Annotated in this window: 20 protein-coding genes; 15 read left to right on the forward strand and 5 right to left on the reverse strand. The window is 64.8% G+C overall.

What is annotated here, in order from left to right:
- Nucleotides 1-128 precede the first annotated feature (128 nt).
- On the forward strand, nt 129-386 hold the full coding sequence (locus ACFSX5_RS12730) for a DUF1127 domain-containing protein (protein WP_386833900.1): 258 nt from the start codon (nt 129-131) through the stop codon (nt 384-386).
- A 153-nt stretch (nt 387-539) separates the two neighbouring features.
- Here the strand turns inward: ACFSX5_RS12730 and ACFSX5_RS12735 are convergent, their stop codons facing one another.
- Both ACFSX5_RS12735 and ACFSX5_RS12740 read right to left on the reverse strand, forming a co-directional pair.
- Nucleotides 540-785, reverse strand: a complete 246-nt coding sequence (locus ACFSX5_RS12735) for a PilZ domain-containing protein (protein WP_386833901.1) — start codon at nt 783-785, stop codon at nt 540-542.
- A gap of 7 nt (nt 786-792) precedes the next feature.
- Nucleotides 793-1305: an invasion associated locus B family protein gene (locus ACFSX5_RS12740; protein ID WP_386833902.1), complete on the reverse strand. Its 513-nt coding sequence runs from the start codon at nt 1303-1305 to the stop codon at nt 793-795.
- 314 nt (nt 1306-1619) lie between these two features.
- On the opposite strand from ACFSX5_RS12740, the gene coxB reads away from it, so the two are divergent.
- The 11 genes from coxB (at nt 1620) to ACFSX5_RS12795 (ending at nt 14073) form a co-directional block, all read left to right on the forward strand.
- On the forward strand, nt 1620-2543 hold the full coding sequence (gene coxB, locus ACFSX5_RS12745) for a cytochrome c oxidase subunit II (RefSeq protein ID WP_386833903.1): 924 nt from the start codon (nt 1620-1622) through the stop codon (nt 2541-2543).
- 22 nt (nt 2544-2565) lie between these two features.
- Nucleotides 2566-4260 (forward strand): cytochrome c oxidase subunit I, encoded by a 1695-nt coding sequence (gene ctaD / locus ACFSX5_RS12750; RefSeq protein WP_386833905.1) that lies wholly within the window; start codon nt 2566-2568, stop codon nt 4258-4260.
- A 50-nt stretch (nt 4261-4310) separates the two neighbouring features.
- Nucleotides 4311-5243, forward strand: a complete 933-nt coding sequence (locus tag ACFSX5_RS12755) for a heme o synthase (protein ID WP_386833906.1) — start codon at nt 4311-4313, stop codon at nt 5241-5243.
- Nucleotides 5243-5425 (forward strand): hypothetical protein, encoded by a 183-nt coding sequence (locus ACFSX5_RS12760; protein WP_386833907.1) that lies wholly within the window; start codon nt 5243-5245, stop codon nt 5423-5425. The genes ACFSX5_RS12755 and ACFSX5_RS12760 overlap by 1 nt, the downstream gene beginning before the upstream one ends.
- Nucleotides 5425-5991 carry a cytochrome c oxidase assembly protein gene (locus ACFSX5_RS12765; protein ID WP_386833909.1) on the forward strand — a complete coding sequence of 189 codons (567 nt, stop codon included), beginning with the start codon at nt 5425-5427 and terminating at the stop codon, nt 5989-5991. Before ACFSX5_RS12760 ends, ACFSX5_RS12765 begins: the two co-directional genes overlap by 1 nt.
- Before the next feature lie 2 nt (nt 5992-5993).
- On the forward strand, nt 5994-6833 hold the full coding sequence (locus ACFSX5_RS12770; protein WP_386833911.1) for a cytochrome c oxidase subunit 3: 840 nt from the start codon (nt 5994-5996) through the stop codon (nt 6831-6833).
- 72 nt (nt 6834-6905) lie between these two features.
- Complete coding sequence (locus tag ACFSX5_RS12775; RefSeq protein ID WP_386833912.1) at nt 6906-7649, forward strand: SURF1 family protein; 744 nt, start codon at nt 6906-6908, stop codon at nt 7647-7649.
- A 70-nt stretch (nt 7650-7719) separates the two neighbouring features.
- Complete coding sequence (gene thrC, locus ACFSX5_RS12780; protein WP_386833913.1) at nt 7720-9108, forward strand: threonine synthase; 1389 nt, start codon at nt 7720-7722, stop codon at nt 9106-9108.
- A 38-nt stretch (nt 9109-9146) separates the two neighbouring features.
- Nucleotides 9147-10409 (forward strand): M16 family metallopeptidase, encoded by a 1263-nt coding sequence (locus ACFSX5_RS12785; RefSeq protein ID WP_386833915.1) that lies wholly within the window; start codon nt 9147-9149, stop codon nt 10407-10409.
- 4 nt (nt 10410-10413) lie between these two features.
- Entirely contained in the window at nt 10414-11025 is a 612-nt protein-coding gene (locus tag ACFSX5_RS12790) for a GNAT family N-acetyltransferase (RefSeq protein ID WP_386833916.1), read from the forward strand.
- Nucleotides 11026-11193: 168 nt separating this feature from the next.
- Nucleotides 11194-14073, forward strand: coding sequence for a putative bifunctional diguanylate cyclase/phosphodiesterase (locus ACFSX5_RS12795; RefSeq protein WP_386833917.1), 2880 nt, complete (start codon nt 11194-11196; stop codon nt 14071-14073).
- Nucleotides 14074-14079: 6 nt separating this feature from the next.
- Here ACFSX5_RS12795 and ACFSX5_RS12800 read toward each other — a convergent pair whose 3' ends face one another.
- On the reverse strand, nt 14080-14655 hold the full coding sequence (locus tag ACFSX5_RS12800) for a YqgE/AlgH family protein (RefSeq protein ID WP_386833918.1): 576 nt from the start codon (nt 14653-14655) through the stop codon (nt 14080-14082).
- A gap of 124 nt (nt 14656-14779) precedes the next feature.
- Here ACFSX5_RS12800 and ACFSX5_RS12805 point away from each other — a divergent pair, with 124 nt between their 5' ends.
- The 3 genes from ACFSX5_RS12805 to ACFSX5_RS12815 all read left to right on the forward strand — a co-directional run bounded on the left by ACFSX5_RS12805 (nt 14780) and on the right by ACFSX5_RS12815 (nt 16788).
- A complete protein-coding gene (locus tag ACFSX5_RS12805) occupies nt 14780-15577 on the forward strand; it encodes a protein-disulfide reductase DsbD domain-containing protein (protein ID WP_386833920.1) in 798 nt (265 codons plus the stop codon).
- A gap of 105 nt (nt 15578-15682) precedes the next feature.
- Entirely contained in the window at nt 15683-16177 is a 495-nt protein-coding gene (locus ACFSX5_RS12810; protein WP_386833921.1) for a peroxiredoxin, read from the forward strand.
- Nucleotides 16178-16200: 23 nt separating this feature from the next.
- Complete coding sequence (locus ACFSX5_RS12815) at nt 16201-16788, forward strand: hypothetical protein (RefSeq protein WP_386833922.1); 588 nt, start codon at nt 16201-16203, stop codon at nt 16786-16788.
- Between the two features lie 64 nt (nt 16789-16852).
- On the opposite strand, the gene gcvPB is transcribed toward ACFSX5_RS12815, so the two are convergent.
- Together gcvPB and gcvPA are read right to left on the reverse strand one after the other, a co-directional pair.
- Nucleotides 16853-18403 (reverse strand): aminomethyl-transferring glycine dehydrogenase subunit GcvPB, encoded by a 1551-nt coding sequence (gene gcvPB / locus ACFSX5_RS12820; protein WP_386833924.1) that lies wholly within the window; start codon nt 18401-18403, stop codon nt 16853-16855.
- Nucleotides 18400-19755, reverse strand: coding sequence for an aminomethyl-transferring glycine dehydrogenase subunit GcvPA (gene gcvPA, locus ACFSX5_RS12825; protein ID WP_386833925.1), 1356 nt, complete (start codon nt 19753-19755; stop codon nt 18400-18402). Before gcvPA ends, gcvPB begins: the two co-directional genes overlap by 4 nt.
- Nucleotides 19756-19759: the final 4 nt, after the last annotated feature.

Below are 19759 nucleotides of genomic sequence, written 5' to 3' on the forward strand. Positions count from 1 at the left end.
GAGACAATGAAATCTATTTGTTGGACGAATGGATGTCCAGAGCCTACCCCATGGATCACCGGCGCTGACCATCCGCGCTTCCCCACCGGTGCTTCCCTCGCCGGCCCATGCACGATCCGGAGACTACCATGGCTCTCTCGCTGTTCGGCGAGCGGTCAGTCGCGGCCGCAACGCCTCGGAATCCCCTCGCCCTGCTCGGGCGCTGGATTGCTGCCGTCAGGACGAGCCGCGCGCGTCGGCGAGCACTCACCTCCCTGCTGGAGCTGGACGAGGCCCGATTGCGTGATCTCGGCATCAGCCGCTCGGACATCATCGAGGCCCTGCAGCAGCCCCGCGGTTCCGGGCTGGTGCTCAGCAGTGCACGAGCCCGGAACTCGAGGCTCTAGGACCAGTTTGCGACTTCGGCCGACCTCCGCCGAAGACGCTTCGTCATGGCCCAGGCGCGATACGCGGCTGTGCCATCCCGGATCGGTTTTGCCGCCGGTCCCGTTTCCTGATGACTGGCCGGACCGTGGCTCTGCCGCGTGTCCGGCTTTTTTTCAGACGAAGGTGACGCCGAGCTCGGTCTCGGTCTTCCAGGCAACGCGGCAGGCGTGTCGCGTGCCGTCTTCCATCACCAGATCGAAGCTGTCCGGCAGTCCGACGATGCTCGCCACCTTGAGACGGGCACCCGTGTCGGACAGATTGCGTACGGTGCACTCGAAGGTCGAGAAGCCGTTGTTGATGACGATGCGGCCACCCTTAAGCGTGCGGCGGCGCGGGGCCTGTCGATGATCCTCGCTCATGGGCGCCTCACGGCAGTTGTGCGAAACCTTCGTCGAAGCCGTTGAGCGAGACCGGGATGCCGATGCCTTCCTCCGGGGTCTTGAAGACCACGAAGATGGCTTCCTCGCCGTTCGAAAGGGTCTCGATCAGGCTTTCGTCCAGGATCACCTCGGCGATGCAGCCATTGGGCAGGCAGCGCACGAAGGCGACGCGTCCCATGTCCTGGCCATCGACGTTGAGCCCGAGCCCATTGGGCAGCAGCACGCCAAGCGGGGCAAGCACGCGCAGGAGTTGGGCTTCGCGATCGGCGGTGCGCAGCACGATCACCGACAGCCCGACATTGGGCTCGTCCTCGGAAACGACGTTCTGGATGACCGCGCACTGCTCGAAGCTGGCGCCGGGCGGGGTGTCGCAGCTCATCTGCCAGTCCCCGTATTCACCACGCACGGTGCCCTGGGCGCCGGCGGTGATCACGAGGGAGGCCGCGAAGGCTGCGGCAAGGCCCAGACGGGCCACAAGGCGGTTGAGGCTGAACGTCACTCTCTCACATCTCCTGCCGAATCGGGCCGCGGCGGGCTTGCTTCTGTGTCGGGCAGCCTGCCCGACGAGTCAACCAAACCCCCGTTTACGCGCGCATTTGGGGTAAGAACTGCGGCGAGGGTGAGGCGAAGCCGGGGATCAATATGACGCATGTTGGGCCGCCATTGCCGCAATAGACTCGGCTGTGCCGATGTGGTTTAGGTGCCAAGAACGAGTTTTTCGCTCCGAGGTTGAGTCGGGGCGGCGTTAGCTATGCCGCTGGTTTTCCCCTCAATCCGGTGCGATCGCACCACTGTATTCGATAGGGGGTTTCGGTGACCGGGCAGTTCTTGAAGAGGATGGGAGCCGCAACGGCAGCCGCGCTGGCCTTCGTGCCGGGCCTGGCGTTTGCCCAGGAGGCGGGCCAGCAGACGCCAGGATATGCGCTCCCGGGGCAGTTCCACCTGCAGCCATCCGTGACGCCGATCATGGACTCGATCGTCACCTTCCACGACGGCATCCTGATGTGGACGATCAGCCTAATCGTGGTGCTGGTGCTGGCGCTACTGGTGTGGGTGCTGGTGCGCTACAACGCCAAGTCCAACCCGACGCCCAATCCCTTCACGCACAATACCCTGGTCGAGATCCTGTGGACGGTGCTGCCGATCGTGGTGCTGATCGTCATCGCCATCCCTTCCTTCGGTGTGCTGGCCGACCAGATGACCACCCCGGACGGGGAGCGGAAATATCTCGGGGCCAACATCTTCTCGTTCGGCGAAGTCGAAGTGCCGGCTGCCGAACTCACCATCAAGGCCACCGGCCAGCAGTGGTACTGGGACTATGAGTATGTCGACCAGGGCGTGACGCTGACCTCGATCATGCTCGGAGAGGACGATCGCCTGGCTTCCAAGCCGAACCAGCCGCGTCTGCTTGCCGTGGACAACGAACTCGTGGTTCCGGTCGACACCACCGTGCGCCTGCAGGTCACCGCTGATCCGCTGGGCGTGGTCCATGCCTTCGCCGTGCCGAGCTTCGGCGTGAAGATGGACGCGGTGCCGGGCCGCCTCAACGAGACCTGGTTCAACTCGCGCGAGACCGGCATTTTCTACGGCCAGTGCTCCGAGCTTTGCGGCAAGGATCATGCCTTCATGCCGATCGCGATCCGCGTGGTCAGCCAGGAACAATTCGCAGCCTTCATGGCGGCGGCAGAGGGCGCGGACTACGCGACCGCGGCTGCCACCCTGCCGGCTGTGCAGTAAGTTATAGGGTCAGGGGACGATTATGGCTGACACCACCACTCATCTCGAGGCGCATGCCACCGGGCACGATCACGCTGCGCATGCGCACGAGCCCACCGGCTGGCGCCGCTGGCTCTATTCCACCAACCACAAGGACATCGGGATCATGTACCTGGTGTTCTCCATCGTGGCTGGCGTCATCGGCGGCCTGCTTTCCGGCGTCATGCGCATGGAACTGCAGGAGCCGGGCATTCAGATTTTCCACGGCCTCGCGGCCATGGTGTATGGCGTCGGCGGTGCCGAGGCACTGGATGCCGGCAAGCACATGTACAATGTGTTCACCACCGCGCACGCGCTGATCATGGTGTTCTTCGTGGTCATGCCGGCCACGATGGGTGGTTTCGCCAACTACTTCGCTCCGCTGATGATCGGGGCGCCGGACACGGCCTTCCCCCGCATCAACAACGTGGCGTTCTGGCTGCTGCCGTCGGCGTTCATTCTGCTGCTGCTCAGCCTGTTCTTTGAAGGCGCTGGCGGCGTTGCCGGTTTCGGTGGCGGCTGGACCGTCTATCCGCCGCTGTCGACCAGTGGTCACCCCGGTCCGTCGTTGGACTTCGTGATCCTGTCGCTGCACATCGCCGGCGTCAGCTCCATTCTGGGTGCGATCAACCTGATCACCACGATCCTGAACATGCGTGCGCCGGGCATGACCCTGCACAAGATGCCGCTGTTCGCCTGGTCCGTGCTGGTCACCGGCTTCATGCTGCTCCTGGCACTGCCCGTGCTCGCCGGTGGCATCACCATGCTGCTGACCGACCGCAATTTCGGCACCACCTTCTTCTCGCCGCAGGGCGGGGGTGATCCGATCCTGTTCCAGCACCTGTTCTGGTTCTTCGGTCACCCCGAAGTGTACATCATGATCCTGCCCGGCTTCGGCATGATCAGCCACATCGTCGCAACCTTCTCGCGCAAGCCCGTCTTCGGCTATCTCGCCATGGCCTACGCCATGGTGGCCATCGCCTTCGTCGGCTTCGTGGTTTGGGCGCACCACATGTACACCACCGGCCTCAGCCTCGACGTGCAGCGCTACTTCGCGGCGGCGACCATGGTGATTGCGGTGCCGACCGGCGTGAAGATCTTCAGCTGGATTGCCACGATGTGGGGCGGCTCGATCACCCTGCGTACCCCCATGCTCTGGGCGATCGGCTTCATCTTCCTGTTCACCGTCGGCGGTGTGACGGGTGTGGTGCTCGCCAATGCCGGTGCAGACCGCTACCTGCACGACACCTATTACGTGGTGGCGCACTTCCACTACGTGCTGTCGCTCGGCGCCGTGTTCTCGATCTTTGCGGGTTGGTACTACTGGTACCCCAAGATCTTCGGGTACATGTACAACGAGTTCCTCGGGAAGCTGCACTTCTGGACCATGTTCATCGGCGTGAACCTGGTGTTCTTCCCGCAGCACTTCCTCGGCCTCGCCGGCATGCCACGTCGTTACATCGACTACCCGGATGCGTTTGCGCTGTTCAACCGCATCTCGTCGATCGGCTACTACGTGACCTTCGCCGCCATGCTGATCTTCTTCTACGCAACGTGGGAAGCCAGCCGGAAGAAGCGCCCTGCGGGCGACAATCCGTGGGGCGAGGGTGCGACGACGCTCGAGTGGACCCTTTCGAGCCCGCCGCCGTTCCACCAGTTCTCGACCCTGCCGAAGATCGAAGAGTCCAAGGCACACTAACCAGTACGGGCCGCGTGCGCGCGGCCCACGAACTTCCGAGGCAATCCCCAGTGGCCCTGATCGACGACAGTCAGAACCTTCCCGCGATGACGGGCGAAGCACGGGTGGAGGACTACCTCGCCCTGCTGAAGCCGAGCGTCATGCAGCTGGTGGTGTTCACGGCCGCAGTGGGGCTGCTGGTGGCGCCTGGCGACATCAATCCCGTCATTGGCATCATTGCCATCGTCTGCATCGCCATCGGCGCAGGTGCCTCCGGCGCGCTCAACATGTGGTACGATGCGGACATCGACGCGGTGATGAGCCGCACCCGCAACCGGCCGATCCCCGCCGGGCGAGTGACGCCCGGTGAGGCACTGGCTTTTGGCGTGGTGCTCGCCGTGTTTTCGGTGATGCTGCTGGGTCTGGCCACCAACTGGGTGGCGGGTGGACTGCTCGCCTTCACCATTTTCTTCTATGCCGTGATCTACACGATGTGGCTGAAGCGCTGGACGCCGCAGAACATCGTGATCGGCGGCGCCGCCGGCTCGTTTCCGCCCATGGTGGGCTGGGCTGCCGTAACCGGCACCATCACCTGGGAGAGCGTTGCCCTCTTCCTGATCATCTTCCTGTGGACCCCGCCGCACTTCTGGGCGCTGGCGCTCTACAAGCAGGCCGACTATGGCGCTGCGGGCGTGCCGATGATGCCGAACGTCGCCGGGGAAGCATCGACCAAGCGGCAGATCCTGGTCTACACCGCGCTCTTGGCCGTCTCCGCCCTGTTGCCAACCTGGCTCGGCATGGCCGGAACCGTTTACACGATCGTCGCCGTAGTCACCGGCGTATCGTTCCTGGTCCTGGCGGCGCGACTGGTCCGTACCGAGGAATCGGTGGCCATGCGCAAGTCGGCTCGCGTGCTGTTCAACTACTCGCTGAGCTACCTGTTCATTGTGTTCTTCGCCCTGCTGGCGGACAATCTGCTCACCCGTTTCGGAGGCGCATTCTGATGGCTGCATCCGAGAACAAGACTCATCCCCCGGCGGCGACGCCGGATGCTGACGAGGCGCGGGCACGCAACCGCCGCCGTCGGTCGTGGGCGTTGGCGGCGGCCCTGGTGCTGTTCGCCCTCACGTTCTACGCGCTGACCATCGTCAAGATGGGACCCGCTCTGTTCGAGCGGGCACTGTGATGACTGAAGTACTGCACAATTCTGGAGCCGGCCCTGATCCCCGTCGCAACAAGCGGGTGGGACTCGTGGCTCTTGGTTTCGTCGGCGCCATGGTGGGCCTCGCCTATGCATCGGTGCCGCTCTATCAGCTGTTCTGCCAGGTGACCGGGTATGGCGGCACCACCCAAGTGGCGACGGACAGCCCCAAGGGCGTCATCGACCGCATGATGACCGTACGGTTCGATTCCACCGTCGCGAACGACCTCGCCTGGACGGTGAAGCCGGCAGCGGCCATCACCGATCAGGTGGGGCAGGTGGATACGGTGAACTACATCGCCACCAATCTCAGCGACAAGCCGATCACGGGCCAGGCAATCTTCAACGTCACGCCCAACGCCGCAGGCGCCTATTTCAACAAGATCGAGTGCTTCTGTTTCACCGAGCAAACGCTGCAGCCGGGCGAAACGGTAGAGATGCCGATCGTGTTCTTCGTCGATCCTGAGCTCGATAAAGTCGCCGAGCTCGACACCATCCGAGAGATCACTCTCTCCTATACCTTCTACGCTTCAGACAACGGGGGAAGCTGACCATGGCTGGAGTAGCCAAGAACCACGACTATCACATGGTCGAACCGAGCCCCTGGCCGGTCGTGATGTCATTTACGCTGCTGGTGATGGCGATCGGCGCCATCGCCTGGATGCAGGACTGGACACCGTGGCTCTTCTTCATCGGCCTCGCCGGCGTGCTCTACACGTTCTATGCCTGGTGGAGCGATGTGGTGAAGGAAGCCAATGATGGCGTCAGCCACACCCCCGTGGTTCAGATCCATCACCGCTACGGCATGATGCTGTTCATCGCCTCCGAGGTGATGTTCTTCGTCGCCTGGTTCTGGGGCTATTTCGACGGGTTCTTCCGGTTCGATGACGTCGAGCAATACACCCGCGTCGAAGTCACCGGTGGGCACTGGCCTCCGACCGGCATCGAACTTTTCGACCCCTTCCACCTGCCGCTGTTCAACACCCTGATCCTGCTGACCTCGGGCACCACGGTCACCTGGGCACACCACGCTCTGCTTGAAGGCGACCGCAAGGGCCTGCGTTGGGGCCTGGTCCTGACGATCGCGCTTGGCGTGCTGTTCTCGTTCGTGCAGATCCTGGAATACACGCAGGCCGGTTTCTCGTTCTCGGGCAATTTCTACGGCGCCACCTTCTTCATGGCGACTGGCTTCCATGGCTTCCACGTGTTCGTGGGTACCGTGTTCCTGCTGGTCTGCCTGATCCGCGCCGAGCGTGGCGACTTCACGCCCCAGCGTCACCTGGGTTTCGAATTCGCCGCCTGGTACTGGCACTTCGTGGACGTGGTCTGGCTGTTCCTGTTCGCCTCGATCTATGTCTGGGGTTCGTGGGGCGTGGCGCTTACGGGCCACTAGGACCGGGGACTCGATCTATCCAGGGCGCAGCCGCAAGCTGCGCCCTTTCTTTTTGACCACTGAGGGCTGCCCGTGAACCACAGGGCCGGAACCATCGTCTTCGCCGCACTGATGCTCGCGCTCACGGCGCTCTGCCTCTGGTTGGGCACCTGGCAGATGCAGCGCCTTGCCGAGAAGGAGGCGCTGATCGCCGCGGTGGACTCCCGTCTCGACGCTGAGCCGGTGCCGGTCCCCGCCGTGAATGAGTGGGCTTCGTTCGACGCGGAGGCGATGAACTATCAACCGGTCGCACTCACCGGCACCTTCCGCTACAGCCAGACCGTCACCGTGTTCACCAGCCTCGCCGATGCACGCGGCGTCCATGGGGGCGTGGGATATTGGGTGGTGACCCCGTTCGTCCTGGCTGAGGGCGGCACGGTGTTCGTCAATCGCGGCTTCGTCCCCCAGGAATTCCAGGAGGCGGCTGTCACGGATGGCGGACCGGACGAGCCGCAGGTGACCATTACCGGTCTGCTTCGCCCCGCCGAGGGGACGAGCTTCCTGACTCCGGCGCCCAACACCTCGGATCGCATCGACTTCGTGCGCGATCCGGAGCGGCTGGCGGAGATGGTCGATCCGGCGCTGGCGCCGTTCGCGCCGTTCTACGTGGACATGCCGGCAGGCGCGCCGGGTGAACTGCCGCAGGGCGGCGAGACGGTGATCACTTTCCCCAACAACCATCTGGGCTATGCCATTACCTGGTACGGCTTCGCAGTCGTCGCCGTGGTGATGCTTGGGTTCTGGCTGTGGCGGCAGCGTCGCGATGGGGCAGCTTGACTGCCTAATCTTGCGATGAGGCCCGGCATTGACTAGGTTGCCCCGATCTCGAGACGGACTCTCCACAGGCATGCAATTCGTTTCCACACGCGGCCAGGCGCCGGTGCTCGGTTTTTCCGACGCAGTGCTGGCCGGTCTAGCCGCCGATGGCGGACTCTATTTGCCGCAGACTTGGCCGCAACTCACCGCGTCCGAGATCGCCGGGTTCGCAGGCAGGCCGTATGCCGACGTCGCCCTCGACATCATCGGGCGCTTCACGGAAGGGGAAATCCCCGAAGCGGCGCTCCGCGATATCGTTGAGTCTGCCTATGCCGAGTTCCGGCACCCGTCGGTCGCTCCGCTGGTCGAACTCGAGCCCAATCACTTCGTCCTCGAGCTCTTCCACGGTCCGACGCTGGCGTTCAAGGACGTGGCCATGCAGTTCTTGAGCCGGATGATGGATCACATCCTGGCGGAACGCGGCGCCCGGGCGACGATCGTGGGTGCCACCTCGGGGGACACCGGCTCCGCCGCGATCGAGGCGTTTCGCGGGCGGGACACCACAGACATCTTCATACTGCACCCTGAGGGCAGGACCTCGCCAGTGCAGCGGCGGCAGATGACCACGGTGCTCGACGGCAACGTCCACAACATCGCGGTGCAGGGCACGTTCGACGACTGCCAGGCCATCGTGAAGATGATGTTCGCGGATACCCAGTTCCGGGATCGGGTGCGGCTGAGCGGCGTCAACTCGATCAATTTCGGGCGCATCGTCGCGCAGATCGTCTACTACTTCACCGCCGCTGTTTCGCTCGGTGCACCGCACCGCCCGGTGAGCTTCACCGTTCCGACCGGCAATTTCGGCGACATCTTTGCCGGATGGTGCGCCAAGGCCATGGGCTTGCCGATCGAGAAGCTGGTGATCGCCACCAATAGCAACGACATCCTGCGGCGGACACTGGACACCGGTCGCTACGACATGGCGGGAGTCACCCCGACCATCAGCCCCTCGATGGATATCGAGATATCGTCCAACTTCGAACGGCTGCTGTTCGAAGCGTCCGCGCGTGACGCAGCGGCGGTCGGGCGGATGATGGAGGGGCTGAAGCAATCGCGGGGGTTCGCCGTGCCGGAGGCGGCGCTGGCAACCATCCGCAGCGGCTTTGCCGCAGGCACGACCGACGAGAGCGAGACTGCCCGCACCATTGGTGAAACCCGAGCCGCAAACGGATACCTGCTCGACCCGCACACCGCGGTCGGCGTGAACGTCGCGCGTTCGCACCTGTCGGCAACCCCGATGGTGACGCTCGCCACTGCGCATCCTGCCAAGTTCCCCGCTGCCGTGCTGGCCGCATCGGGCGTCGAGCCGCCGCTGCCAGCCTGGCTTGCCGACCTGCACGAGCGGCCGGAGCGCGTCAGCGTTCTTGCCAACGACGCCCGGGCTGTTGAAGATTTCATTCTGGCGCGGACGCGCGCCTGACGAGAAGGCCGGACGAAATCCGGCTCGGAGGTAACCGCGTGAGCGTACAATCAACGACCCTCGACAACGGCATGGTGGTCCTCACCGACGACATGCCGCACCTCGAAAGCGCCTCGATCGGGGTGTGGGTCAAGGCAGGCGCCCGCAGCGAGCGCAAAAGCGAGCATGGCATATCGCACCTGCTCGAGCACATGGCCTTCAAGGGCACCACCAGCCGCACGGCGCTCGAGATTGCCGAGGCGATCGAGAATGTGGGCGGCGATCTCAACGCTGCAACTTCCATCGAGCACACCGGCTATTTCGCCCGGGTGCTCAAGGACGATGTGGTGCTTGCGGCCGATATCCTTTCCGACATCCTGCAGAACTCGCTGTTCGAGGACGAGGAACTGACGCGGGAAAAGCAGGTGATCGTGCAGGAGATCGGCGCTGCTCGCGACAATCCTGACGACCACGTCTTCGACCTGTTCCAGCAGGCTGCCTATCCGAGCCAGCCGATCGGGCGCACCATTCTGGGTACGGTCGACTCCGTCCGCGACTTCAGGCCCGACATGATCCGCAAATACATGAAGCGCAACTATGTGGGCGACCACATGGTGATCGCGGCTGCGGGCAATGTGGACCACGAGGGCCTGGTGCAGGTGGCGCGCGACCGCTTCGCGGACCTGAAGCCGAATGGCGCCCCGGCGCCGCAACGTGCCGAATATCATGGTGGCGAGGAGCGGCTGCTGTCTGACCACGAGCAGGCCCATATCGTGCTCGGCTTCGAGGGACGCGCCTACAACTCCGACGGATTCTATGCCGCGCAGGTGCTCGCGTCGGTGCTGGGTGGCGGCATGAGCTCGCGGCTGTTCCAGGAAGTGCGCGAAAAGCGCGGGCTCTGCTACTCGGTCTATTCCTTCCACTGGGCATTCGAGGACAGCGGTGTCTTCGGCGTTGCCGCCGCCACCGGCGAGGAAGAGGTCGCCGAACTGGTGCCCGTGGTGCTCGATGAACTGAAGCGGGCCACAGAAACTATCTCCGACGAGGAAGTGGTGCGTGTGCGCAACCAGATTCGCGCCGGTCTGCTGATGTCGCTGGAGAGCCCGTCCGCCCGTGCCGGACAGCTGGCGAGGCAACAGGTGCTGTGGGGACGGCCGATCCCGATGCAGGAGACGGTGGAGCGGATCAATCGCATCACTGCTCAGCGGGTGCGGGACGTGGCGGAACAGATCTTCTCCGGCGCCGCGCCGACCCTGGCCGGTATCGGCCCGGTCAATTCGCTGACCGACGTCGGCAGCATCGGCGACCAGCTACGGCGCTGACGGCATGCTGTGGCCCTGGTCATCGCCGGCCTCGCTTGTGGTGCTTCGCGGCCCCCGCATGGTGCTGCGCCTGCCGCGACTGGCCGACTATGACGAGTGGTATGACCTGCGTCACCGCAGCCGCGATTTCCTGCGCCCGTTCGAGCCGCGCTGGACGGAAGCGGACCTCAGCCGGCGGGCCTACTCAAGCCGGGTGCGCCGGGCCCGTGAGGAGGCGGAGGAGGGGACGGACTTTTCGTTCTTTATCTATCTGACCGAAGGCCATGCCGAGACCCTGGTCGGCGGCGTGACACTGTCCAATATCCGGCGGCGCGCTGCCCAATTCGTGACGCTCGGCTACTGGATGGGCCAGAGCTATGCCGGCAAGGGAATCATGACCGAGGCGGTGGGCACGTGCCTACCGTTCGTTTTCGACACGCTGATACTGCACCGCGTGCATGCCGCCTTCCTGCCCGGCAACACGGCTTCACGCCGGGTGCTGGAAAAGAACGGCTTCGTCGAAGAAGGGTTTGCGGAAAAGTACCTGCAGATCAACGGCCGCTGGGAAGACCACGTCCTATTCGGTCTCACTCGTGAGCGCTGGGAAGCGGCGCGTTACACCAGGCGGGCTGTCTAGCCAGTTGCCATTTGGCAACACCCGCCGCTGCTTGTTCCCGCTGGCAATCCTCGCTACCAAGGACGCGCTCCCGCAAAGAGGACGCCGGCCTCCCCGCCGTATCGCCATGCGGCGTCATGGGCAGGGGGCTGCCACAATGCAGCCTACCGCAGGATATAATCGCCCCTAATGCGTCACCTCCGTGCACTCGCCACAGGTCTTGCGCTCGCCTTGGCGAGCCTGGTTGCGGCGTCCGGCTTTGAAGTCATCACCGTTCCTGTGGACGTCAACGCCGTCAATCTGTCGGAGGTGATCGAGGTGCAGCCCGGCACCGACGGGCGCATCCAACTGTCCACCGCCCCGGGCGAAGACGGCATCATTCGCCGCATCGAAGTGCTGGCGAGCCAGCAGGGGACAAACCCCTCTTTCGCGCTGTTCGCCTTGCGCAACGATAGCGACCAGCAGATCGAGCGGCTGCTGGTGGCGCCGTATTTCCGCCTTCCGGGTTCCGGGATTATCCAGCCGGATCTGGGTGGTGACCGGCTGACGGCCCTGACGCCCAGTGCAGGCATTCGCCCGGAGCTGCTCAGCGACAGCGAAGCAGATGTCTACGAGGTCACGCTCGACCCTGGTGCCACCGTCACCTTCGTCGCCGAACTGGCCGGTGAGGACCTGCCGGAACTCTACCTCTGGGAGCCGAGCGCCTACCGCGACTACGTCAATTCCTTCACCCTGTTCCGCGGTGTGGTGCTTGGCGTCGCCTCGTTGGCAGCGGTGTTCCTGACCATCATGTTCGTGGTGAAGGGGCGGGGTGTGTTCCCGGCTACGGCCGCTTTCGCCTGGGCGGCGTTGGCTTACCTCTTGATCGATTTCGGCGTGATGGGGCGTCTGCTCGGCTTTTCCGCAGGCGGCATGCAGCCCCTGAGGGCGGCGGCGGAGGCGGGAATCGCCACCACCTTGGCCGGATTCCTGTTCATCTACCTCAACCTCCACCGCTGGCATCTGCGCTTCATTCACTTGGCGCTTGGCCTGGCGGCATTGTTCCTGGCGCTCTTCGCCTTCGCCTTCTTCCAACCGGCCATCGCCGCAACTATCGCTCGGCTTGTGTTGGCGCTGCTGGGACTTTCCGGCATGTTCCTGATCCTGTTGCTGGCGCTGCGCGGCTATGACCGAGCCGTGCTGCTGGTGCCCACCTGGATCATCTTCATCGCCTGGCTGTTCTATTCCTGGCTGGTGGTGTCGGGTCAGGTCAGCAATGACATCGCCCAGCCGGCCGTGGGTGGCGGCCTGGTGCTGATCGTCATGTTGCTCGGCTTCACGGCAGTGCAGCACGCCTTCGCCGAAGGGCAGGTGTCGATCGGCGCCCTGAGCGAGGTGGAGCGTCGCGCCCTGGCGCTTACGGGTTCGGGCGACTTCGTCTTCGATTGGAACATCGACCGCGACCGCGTCACCGTCAGCGACGAACTGGCGACCCGTCTGGGGGAAAAGCGCGGTGCCCTGCGCGGGGCGATCAAGCGCTGGCTGGACCGGGTCCATCCCGATGATCGTGACCGGTTCCGCACCGCCTTCGACACGCTGGTGGAACTGCGCCGCGGCAAGGTCTCGGCGGATATGCGGATCGCCAGCAGCGACGGCACTTACCGAACCTTCCGCATGCGCGTAAAGCCCGTGCTGGGTGGCGGCGGACAGGTCAATCGCATCGTCGGCACGCTGCAGGACGTGACGGAAGACCGGGCTGCTCGCGAGCGGCTGCTGCACGACGCCGTGCACGACAGCCTCACCGGCTTGCCCAACCGGCAGCTCTTCCTGGATCGCCTCGAGCGCGCCCTGGTGCGGGCCCGCACGCCGGGCGGCATCAAGCCGGCAGTGTTCCTGATCGACATCGACCGTTTCATGGAACTGGAAGAGCGCATCGGTCACTCGGCTGCCGATTCGGTGCTGCTGGCGATCTCTCGACGCATCGCCCGCATCATGCGCCCGCTCGACACGGTGGCCCGCATCTCTGCCGACCAGTTCGCGGTGATCCTCGCCTCCGAACAGGCGGCAGGCAAGATCGCCGAGTCGGCCGAGCAGATCCGCAAGGCCCTCAAGGCGCCCTTCAACTTCGGCGATCGCGACCTGACCCTCACCGCCTCGATCGGCGTCACCATCTATGACAGCAATCCGGCCGGTGCGGACGACGTGCTGCGCGACGCCGAGCTGGCGATGTACTATGCCAAGCGCCTGGGCGGCGATCGCATCGAAGCCTATCGCGCTTCGGCCCGTTCCATTGCCACTTACAACCGCGCTGGGGAGGAGGATCTCGAGCGCGGCATGAAACAGGGTGAACTGCACGTGCAGTTCCAGCCGGTGGTGGATGTCGTTTCCGGGCAGATGGTGGGCGCGGAAGCCCTGATGCGCTGGACGCACCCGACCCGCGGCCTGGTCAATCCCGATGAGTTCGTGCCCTTGGCAGAACGTTCGGGAAAGATCGAGAAGCTCGGGCGGCTCGCCTTCGAGCAATCGGCCACGCAGGCGCGCGAGTGGATGACGACCCTTGGTTTGCCCGAGGAGTTCTTCATCTCGGTGAACCTGTCACCCTCGCAACTGGCGACCGAGACCCTGCTCAACGACATGCGGAGCCTGTTGAGCCAGGATCGCGAATTGGCGCGGCACCTCAAGCTCGAGATCACCGAATCCCAGGTGATGACCAATCCGGAACACTCCGCCTATATGCTGCAGGCGCTCAAGGATATCGGCCTCGGCCTTGCCCTGGACGACTTCGGGACGGGTCACTCGTCGCTGAGCTATCTGCACCGCTTCCCGTTCGACACCATCAAGATCCCAGGCGCTTTCGTGAAGATCAGCGACGCCACTGGCATCGCCCACACCCAGGCGCCGATCATCCGCTCCGTGGTGACGCTGGCAACGGACCTGGACCTTATGGTGATCGCCGAGGGGGTCGAGACGCTCGACGAGATCGAACGGCTCCGGCAACTGGGTTGTCGGCACGCGCAGGGATTTGCGTTCGGTGCAGCGATGACCGGGGCTGAGCTGGGCCGGAAGCTCGCGGCACAACTGGCCCGCTGAGGAGGCTCAGGCGTGGCCGGCCTCGGAGCTGAGCGTCGCGCGGGTGACACCGAGGCGCGCCAGAGCGGCCTCGTACCGCCCCTTTACCGGCACCTCGAACAGCAGTTCCTTGTCGAAGGGAACGGTGAGCCAGCCATTGCGGGCGATTTCATCTTCCAACTGACCGGCGCCCCAGCCGCAGCAGCCGAGCGCGAACAGCGAGGATTTTGGCGCCGGACCGAAGGCCATGGCCTTGAGCACATCCAGCGTGGCGGTGAGATAGACACCGCCCTGCACGGCATAGGTGTTGCCGCTGCGGTATTCGCCGGAGTGGAGAACGAAGCCGCGGCCCTTCTCGACCGGGCCCCCACGCAGGACCTCGCGGTTGCGAATGGAGTCCGGCAAGCGGATGATGGAGTCCGGGTCGCCGAGGTCGAGTTCGTCCAGGATGTCGGAGAACTTGAGAGTGCTGAGGGCGTGATTGACCACCAGCCCCATCGCCCCCTCGTCGCTGTGGCCAACGAGAAGAATGACGCTTTCAGCGAACCGCTCATCCTCCATGTCGGGCATGGCGACCAGAAATTGTCCTTCAAGCGTGCTCATGCTGTGAATAGTAGAGTGCGTATCCCGCAAAGCCAAGCCGCCGGGCCTGATGGGGCGGCGCCGGCGCCTTCACGATGGCCTGATGCGCTGTTTCTTCATTCCTGCCTGCGATAAGGGCGAGGTCATGCGTCTGATCCTCTTGCTGCTTCTATCGATGATCGCTGGCCCTACCCTGGCGGGCGAAACGCCCTGGGTGGAAGTGGCCCCCGGTGTGCAGATGCGCATGGTCTCGACCGGTGAGATCAAGAGCGACGGCCGCACGTTGGCGGCGATCGAGATCGACATGCCGGAGAGCACAAAGACCTATTGGCAGGTGCCCGGTGATACCGGCCTGCCGCTCGAGGTGGATCTCGGGGGCTCCCAGGGAGTCGTGAGCCATCAGGTGCTCTGGCCATTCCCGGCCGTGGAGCAGACTCCTGACTACCTCGACTATGTCTATCGTGGCCACACGGTGATCCCCGTGCTGCTGAACGTCGACGCCGACGCACCGCAGCTCGAGGCAAGCCTCGTGGTGGGGATCTGCTCGGAAATCTGCATTCCGGCCCAGGCGCAGTTTTCGATCCCGCTGCGTGATGCCGCCCCGGATCGCGCCAATGGCCTCCGCATTCGCCAGGCCGTGGCCGACGTACCGATGGCCTGGCCAGAGGCGGAGCCGGGGTTCGGCGAAGCGCAATTGGTACCGGAGCGGGGCGCAGTGTTGGTCGAGACCGCAGACATCGACATTCAGTCGCTGATCGCCACATTCGATGATGGCATGCCGCTGCTGGGTATGCCGCAAATTGGCCCCGAAGCGAACGTAGTGCAGATTCCGGTGCTCGACATGGGGGACATGAACGGGCTCGTCGGGCGTGAGGTTCGGCTGACGTTCATGACCAGCGAAGGGGCTTATGAGACGCGCCGCACCATCGGACCGCCCGGTTGAGGCGTCGGCACTGCTTGTGTCACGACCCAAAGCCGCCTATGCGCACGGGCAACTCCCTGAACAAGACCGCTAGACCGGCGGCAGCAATCCCAAGAGGCAGAGTTCATGATCGAACGCGGTGATCCCATCCCGTCGGTACCAGTCAAGCTCGTTACCGGCGACGGCATTGCCGATACCACCAGCGACACCGCGCTGGGGCAGGGCCTGACGGTGTTCTTCGCCGTGCCCGGCGCGTTCACCCCGACCTGCCACGTGAACCATCTGCCTGGTTTCGTCAGCAACGAAGCCAAGTTGCGGGCTGCGGGCGTGGACCGCATTGTCTGCGCGGCGGCGAACGACCACCACGTCATGAAGGCCTGGGCGGAAGCCTCAGGCGCGCTGGGCAAGATCGACTTCCTGGCCGATGGCAATGGCGACCTCGCCAAGGCCATGGGCTTGAACAAGGACCTGTCCGGCTCGGGAATGGGCACCCGTTTTACCCGCTCGGCAGCGCTGATCCGCAACGGGGTTGTGGAAGCCGTGTTCGTCGAGGATGCGCCCGGGGTGACGGCGACCGGCGCGCCTGCCATTCTGATGGCGCTCGAGGCTCAGGGCCGCTAGTGTCCGCGTCAGGAGGAGCATTGATGAACGACATGGTTTCCCCCGTCCTGCGTCTGGCGGGTGCCGGCCTGACGGCGCTTGCCCTTGCCGGCTGCTCCATGGGCGGCCTGATGGGGGGCGGCAATGCCGCCCAGCAGCAGCAATTGCAGAACGCGACGGCGACGCCGGCCGCGGTGGCAGCGGCGCAGACCAATGCCCTGCCGGCGATCGCGACCGAGTGCCCGCCGATCCGCGTGCGGACCGGCAGCGAGGCAATGTTCTACTATGGCAGCGGCCGCACGGGTGATCCGAGAGCGCTGCAATATCAGGGTGTTATCGACGAGACGTCGCGGAATTGCGTGGTCTCGAACGGCCTGATCACTGTCAATATGGGTGTGGTTGGGCGCGTGCTGCTGGGGCCGCAGGGCAACCAGAGTTCGGTCAACGCCCCGATCCGCTTCGCGGTGGAGCGCGACGGCCAGGCGGTGTTCTCGGAGAAGTACACCATCCCCGTGGCGCTGACGCCGCCGGCCCGTTCGGCCGAGTTCGTCAAGGTGGTCGAGAACGTCGCCATCCCCTATCTTGGTGGGGAAACCATCACCATCTGGGTCGGTTTCGACACCAAGGGCTGACGCCAAGCTGAACGCAGATGAACGAAAAATGAGGGCCCGGTGAACGATCACCGGGCCCTTTGTTCTATTCGGCTGCCTGCGGAACAACCATCGGCCGTTCCCACCTGAGGATCGGCTGTCGGGCGGCACGGGTTTCATCGAGCCGGCGACGGGGTGCCCGCTGCGGGGCGGCAGTGAAGCGCTCGCGATTGCCGTTCTTGGCGTCCTCGGCCAACTCGGCCATGACGTCGCAGAAGTGGTCGAGCGTCTGCTTGCTCTCGCTTTCGGTGGGCTCGACCAGCATGGCGCCATGCACGACCAGCGGGAAGTACATGGTCATGGGGTGGAAACCTTCGTCGATCAGCGCCTTGGCGAAATCGAGCGTGGTGACGCCCGTGCCCTCGAGGAAGCTGTCGTCGAACAGGGCCTCGTGCATGGTCGGGTAATCGGGGTAGGGGACCGAGAAGACTTCGCCGAGCCGCGCCTTGATGTAGTTGGCGTTGAGGACGGCGTCTTCCGCAGCCTGACGCAGCCCGTCGGCGCCGTGACTGAGCATGTAGGTGAGGGCGCGCACATACATCCCCATCTGGCCATGGAAGGCGGTGACGCGGCCGAGGGCCTGACCTTCCACATGCTCGACCAGCTCCAGCGCGTTGCCGTTGCGGCGCACGAACGGGACTGGCGCGAAGGGCGCGAGCGCTTCGGACAGGACCACCGGACCGGCACCCGGCCCGCCACCACCATGGGGGGTGGAGAAGGTCTTGTGCAGGTTGATGTGCATGGCGTCGATGCCGAGATCGCCCGGCCGTACCACGCCCATGATGGCGTTGAAGTTGGCGCCGTCGCAGTAGAAGAAGGCGCCGGCTTGATGGATCGCGGCGGCGATCTCGAGGACCTGTGGCTCGAACAGGCCGCAGGTGTTGGGATTGGTCAGCATGATGGCGGCGACATCAGGCGACAGGGCCGCCTTGACCGCCTCGACGTCGACGGTGCCGTCCGCCCGCGCCGGGACTGCCTTGACGCTGTAGCCGAGGAAGGCGGCCGTGGCCGGGTTGGTGCCGTGGGCGCTTTCGGGAACCAGCACGACCTTGCGGTGGCCTTGCCCGCGGGCTTCCTGGGCGGCCTTGATCGCCATCATGCCGAGCAGTTCGCCATGGGCGCCGGCCTTGGGGGACAGGGCGACGGCGGCGGTATTGGTGAGGGTCATCAGCCAGTGGCTGAGCTGGTTCATCAGCTCGAGCGCGCCCTGTACGGTCGAGACCGGCTGCAGCGGGTGGATGTCGGCAAAGCCCGGCAGACGGGCCATCTTCTCGTTGAGGCGCGGATTGTGCTTCATGGTGCACGAGCCGAGCGGGTACATGCCGCTGTCGATGGAGTGGTTCAGCCGGCTGAGGCGTACATAGTGGCGCATGGCCTCGGGCTCGGTGAGGCCGGCGAGGTCGAGCGGGGTCTTGCGCTCGAAGCCGCCGAGGAAGCTGCCGTCGACCTGCGCGTCCGGCAGGTCGACGCCGGAGTGCTCGGTGTCGCCGATCTCGAACAACAGCGGCTCGTTGGGGAGCAGGGCGGAGCCGGTGGAGGACATGCCGGTGGCGGCAGTGCCGATGCCGGTGGGGCGGCCCTGGGTGTTCATGCTCATTGCTCGTCCTCCTGGATGGCGGCGTGGAGGCACTCGGCCAGCATCTCGATGTCGCTGTCGGTGGTGAGTTCGGTTGCGGCGAGTACGATCAGGTTCTCGACCTCGGGGTTGCCGGGTTCGACCCGGCTGACCGGCACACCGGCGAGGACGCCAGCCTGGGCGAGCATCTCGACCACAGGTGCAGCAGGCACCGGCAGACGGATGGTCATTTCGTTGAAGAAGCTCTTGTTGAGAAGCTCGATGCCGGGGACCGTGCCAAGCATCCGCGCCAGCTTGACGGCATTGGCATGGTTGAGCCGGGCAAGGCGGGTGAAGCCCGCTTCGCCGAGCAGCGCCATGTGGATGGAGAAGGCGAGGGCGCAGAGGCCGGAATTGGTGCAGATGTTGCTGGTGGCCTTCTCGCGGCGGATGTGCTGCTCGCGGGTGGAGAGGGTCAGTACGAAGCCGCGTTGCCCGTCGGCATCGACGGTCTCGCCGCAGAGCCGGCCGGGCATCTGCCGGATGAACTCCTTGCGCGTGGCCATCAGGCCCAGATACGGGCCGCCGAAGTTGAGGGCGTTGCCGATCGACTGGCCCTCGCAGACGACGATATCGGCGCCGAGGGCGCCCGGCGCTTCGAGAAGGCCGAGGGAGACGACCTCAGTGACCACCACGATCAGCAACGCGCCGGCGGCATGAGCGGCATCGGCCGCACCCTTGAGATCGCGCAGGTGCCCATAGAAGTCGGGTGTCTGGATAACGATGGCGGCGGTGCTGCCGTCGATGTGGTCGAGGATATCGCCCTGGCCCTCGGGAGAGGGGGACAGGCAGACCAGGTTCGGATCGTCCTTGAGGTAGGCCTTGACCACGTCGCGGTAGTGCGGATGGAGGCCGCCGGAGAGCACGATCTTGCTGCGCCTGGTGAGGCGCTGGGCCATCAGCACGGCTTCGGCCGTGCCGGTCGAACCGTCATAGAGGGAGGCGTTGGCCACATCCATGCCGGTGATCTTGGCCACCTGGGTCTGGAACTCGAACAGCATCTGCAGGGTGCCCTGCGAAATCTCCGGCTGGTAGGGCGTGTAGGCGGTGAGCCATTCCGAACGCTGGATCAGGTGATCCACGGTCGCCGGAACGTGGTGGCGGTAGGCGCCGGCGCCAATGAAGAACGGACCGTCCGCGGCCGCGTGGTTCCGGTTGGCGAGGGCGCGCATATGCGCCTCCACCAGGAATTCGGGCTGGTGGGCGGGCAGGTCGAGCTCGAAGCTCTTGAGGGCAGATGCCGGAACGGCGCTGAACAGCGCCTCGACATTGGCAGCGCCAATGACGCCGAGCATGTCGGCGCGCTCATGGGCGGAATGGGGAAGATAGCGCATCTGG

Origin of the sequence: Devosia albogilva (assembly GCF_042685625.1) — a bacterium.
GTDB classification, from domain to species: domain Bacteria; phylum Pseudomonadota; class Alphaproteobacteria; order Rhizobiales; family Devosiaceae; genus Devosia; species Devosia albogilva.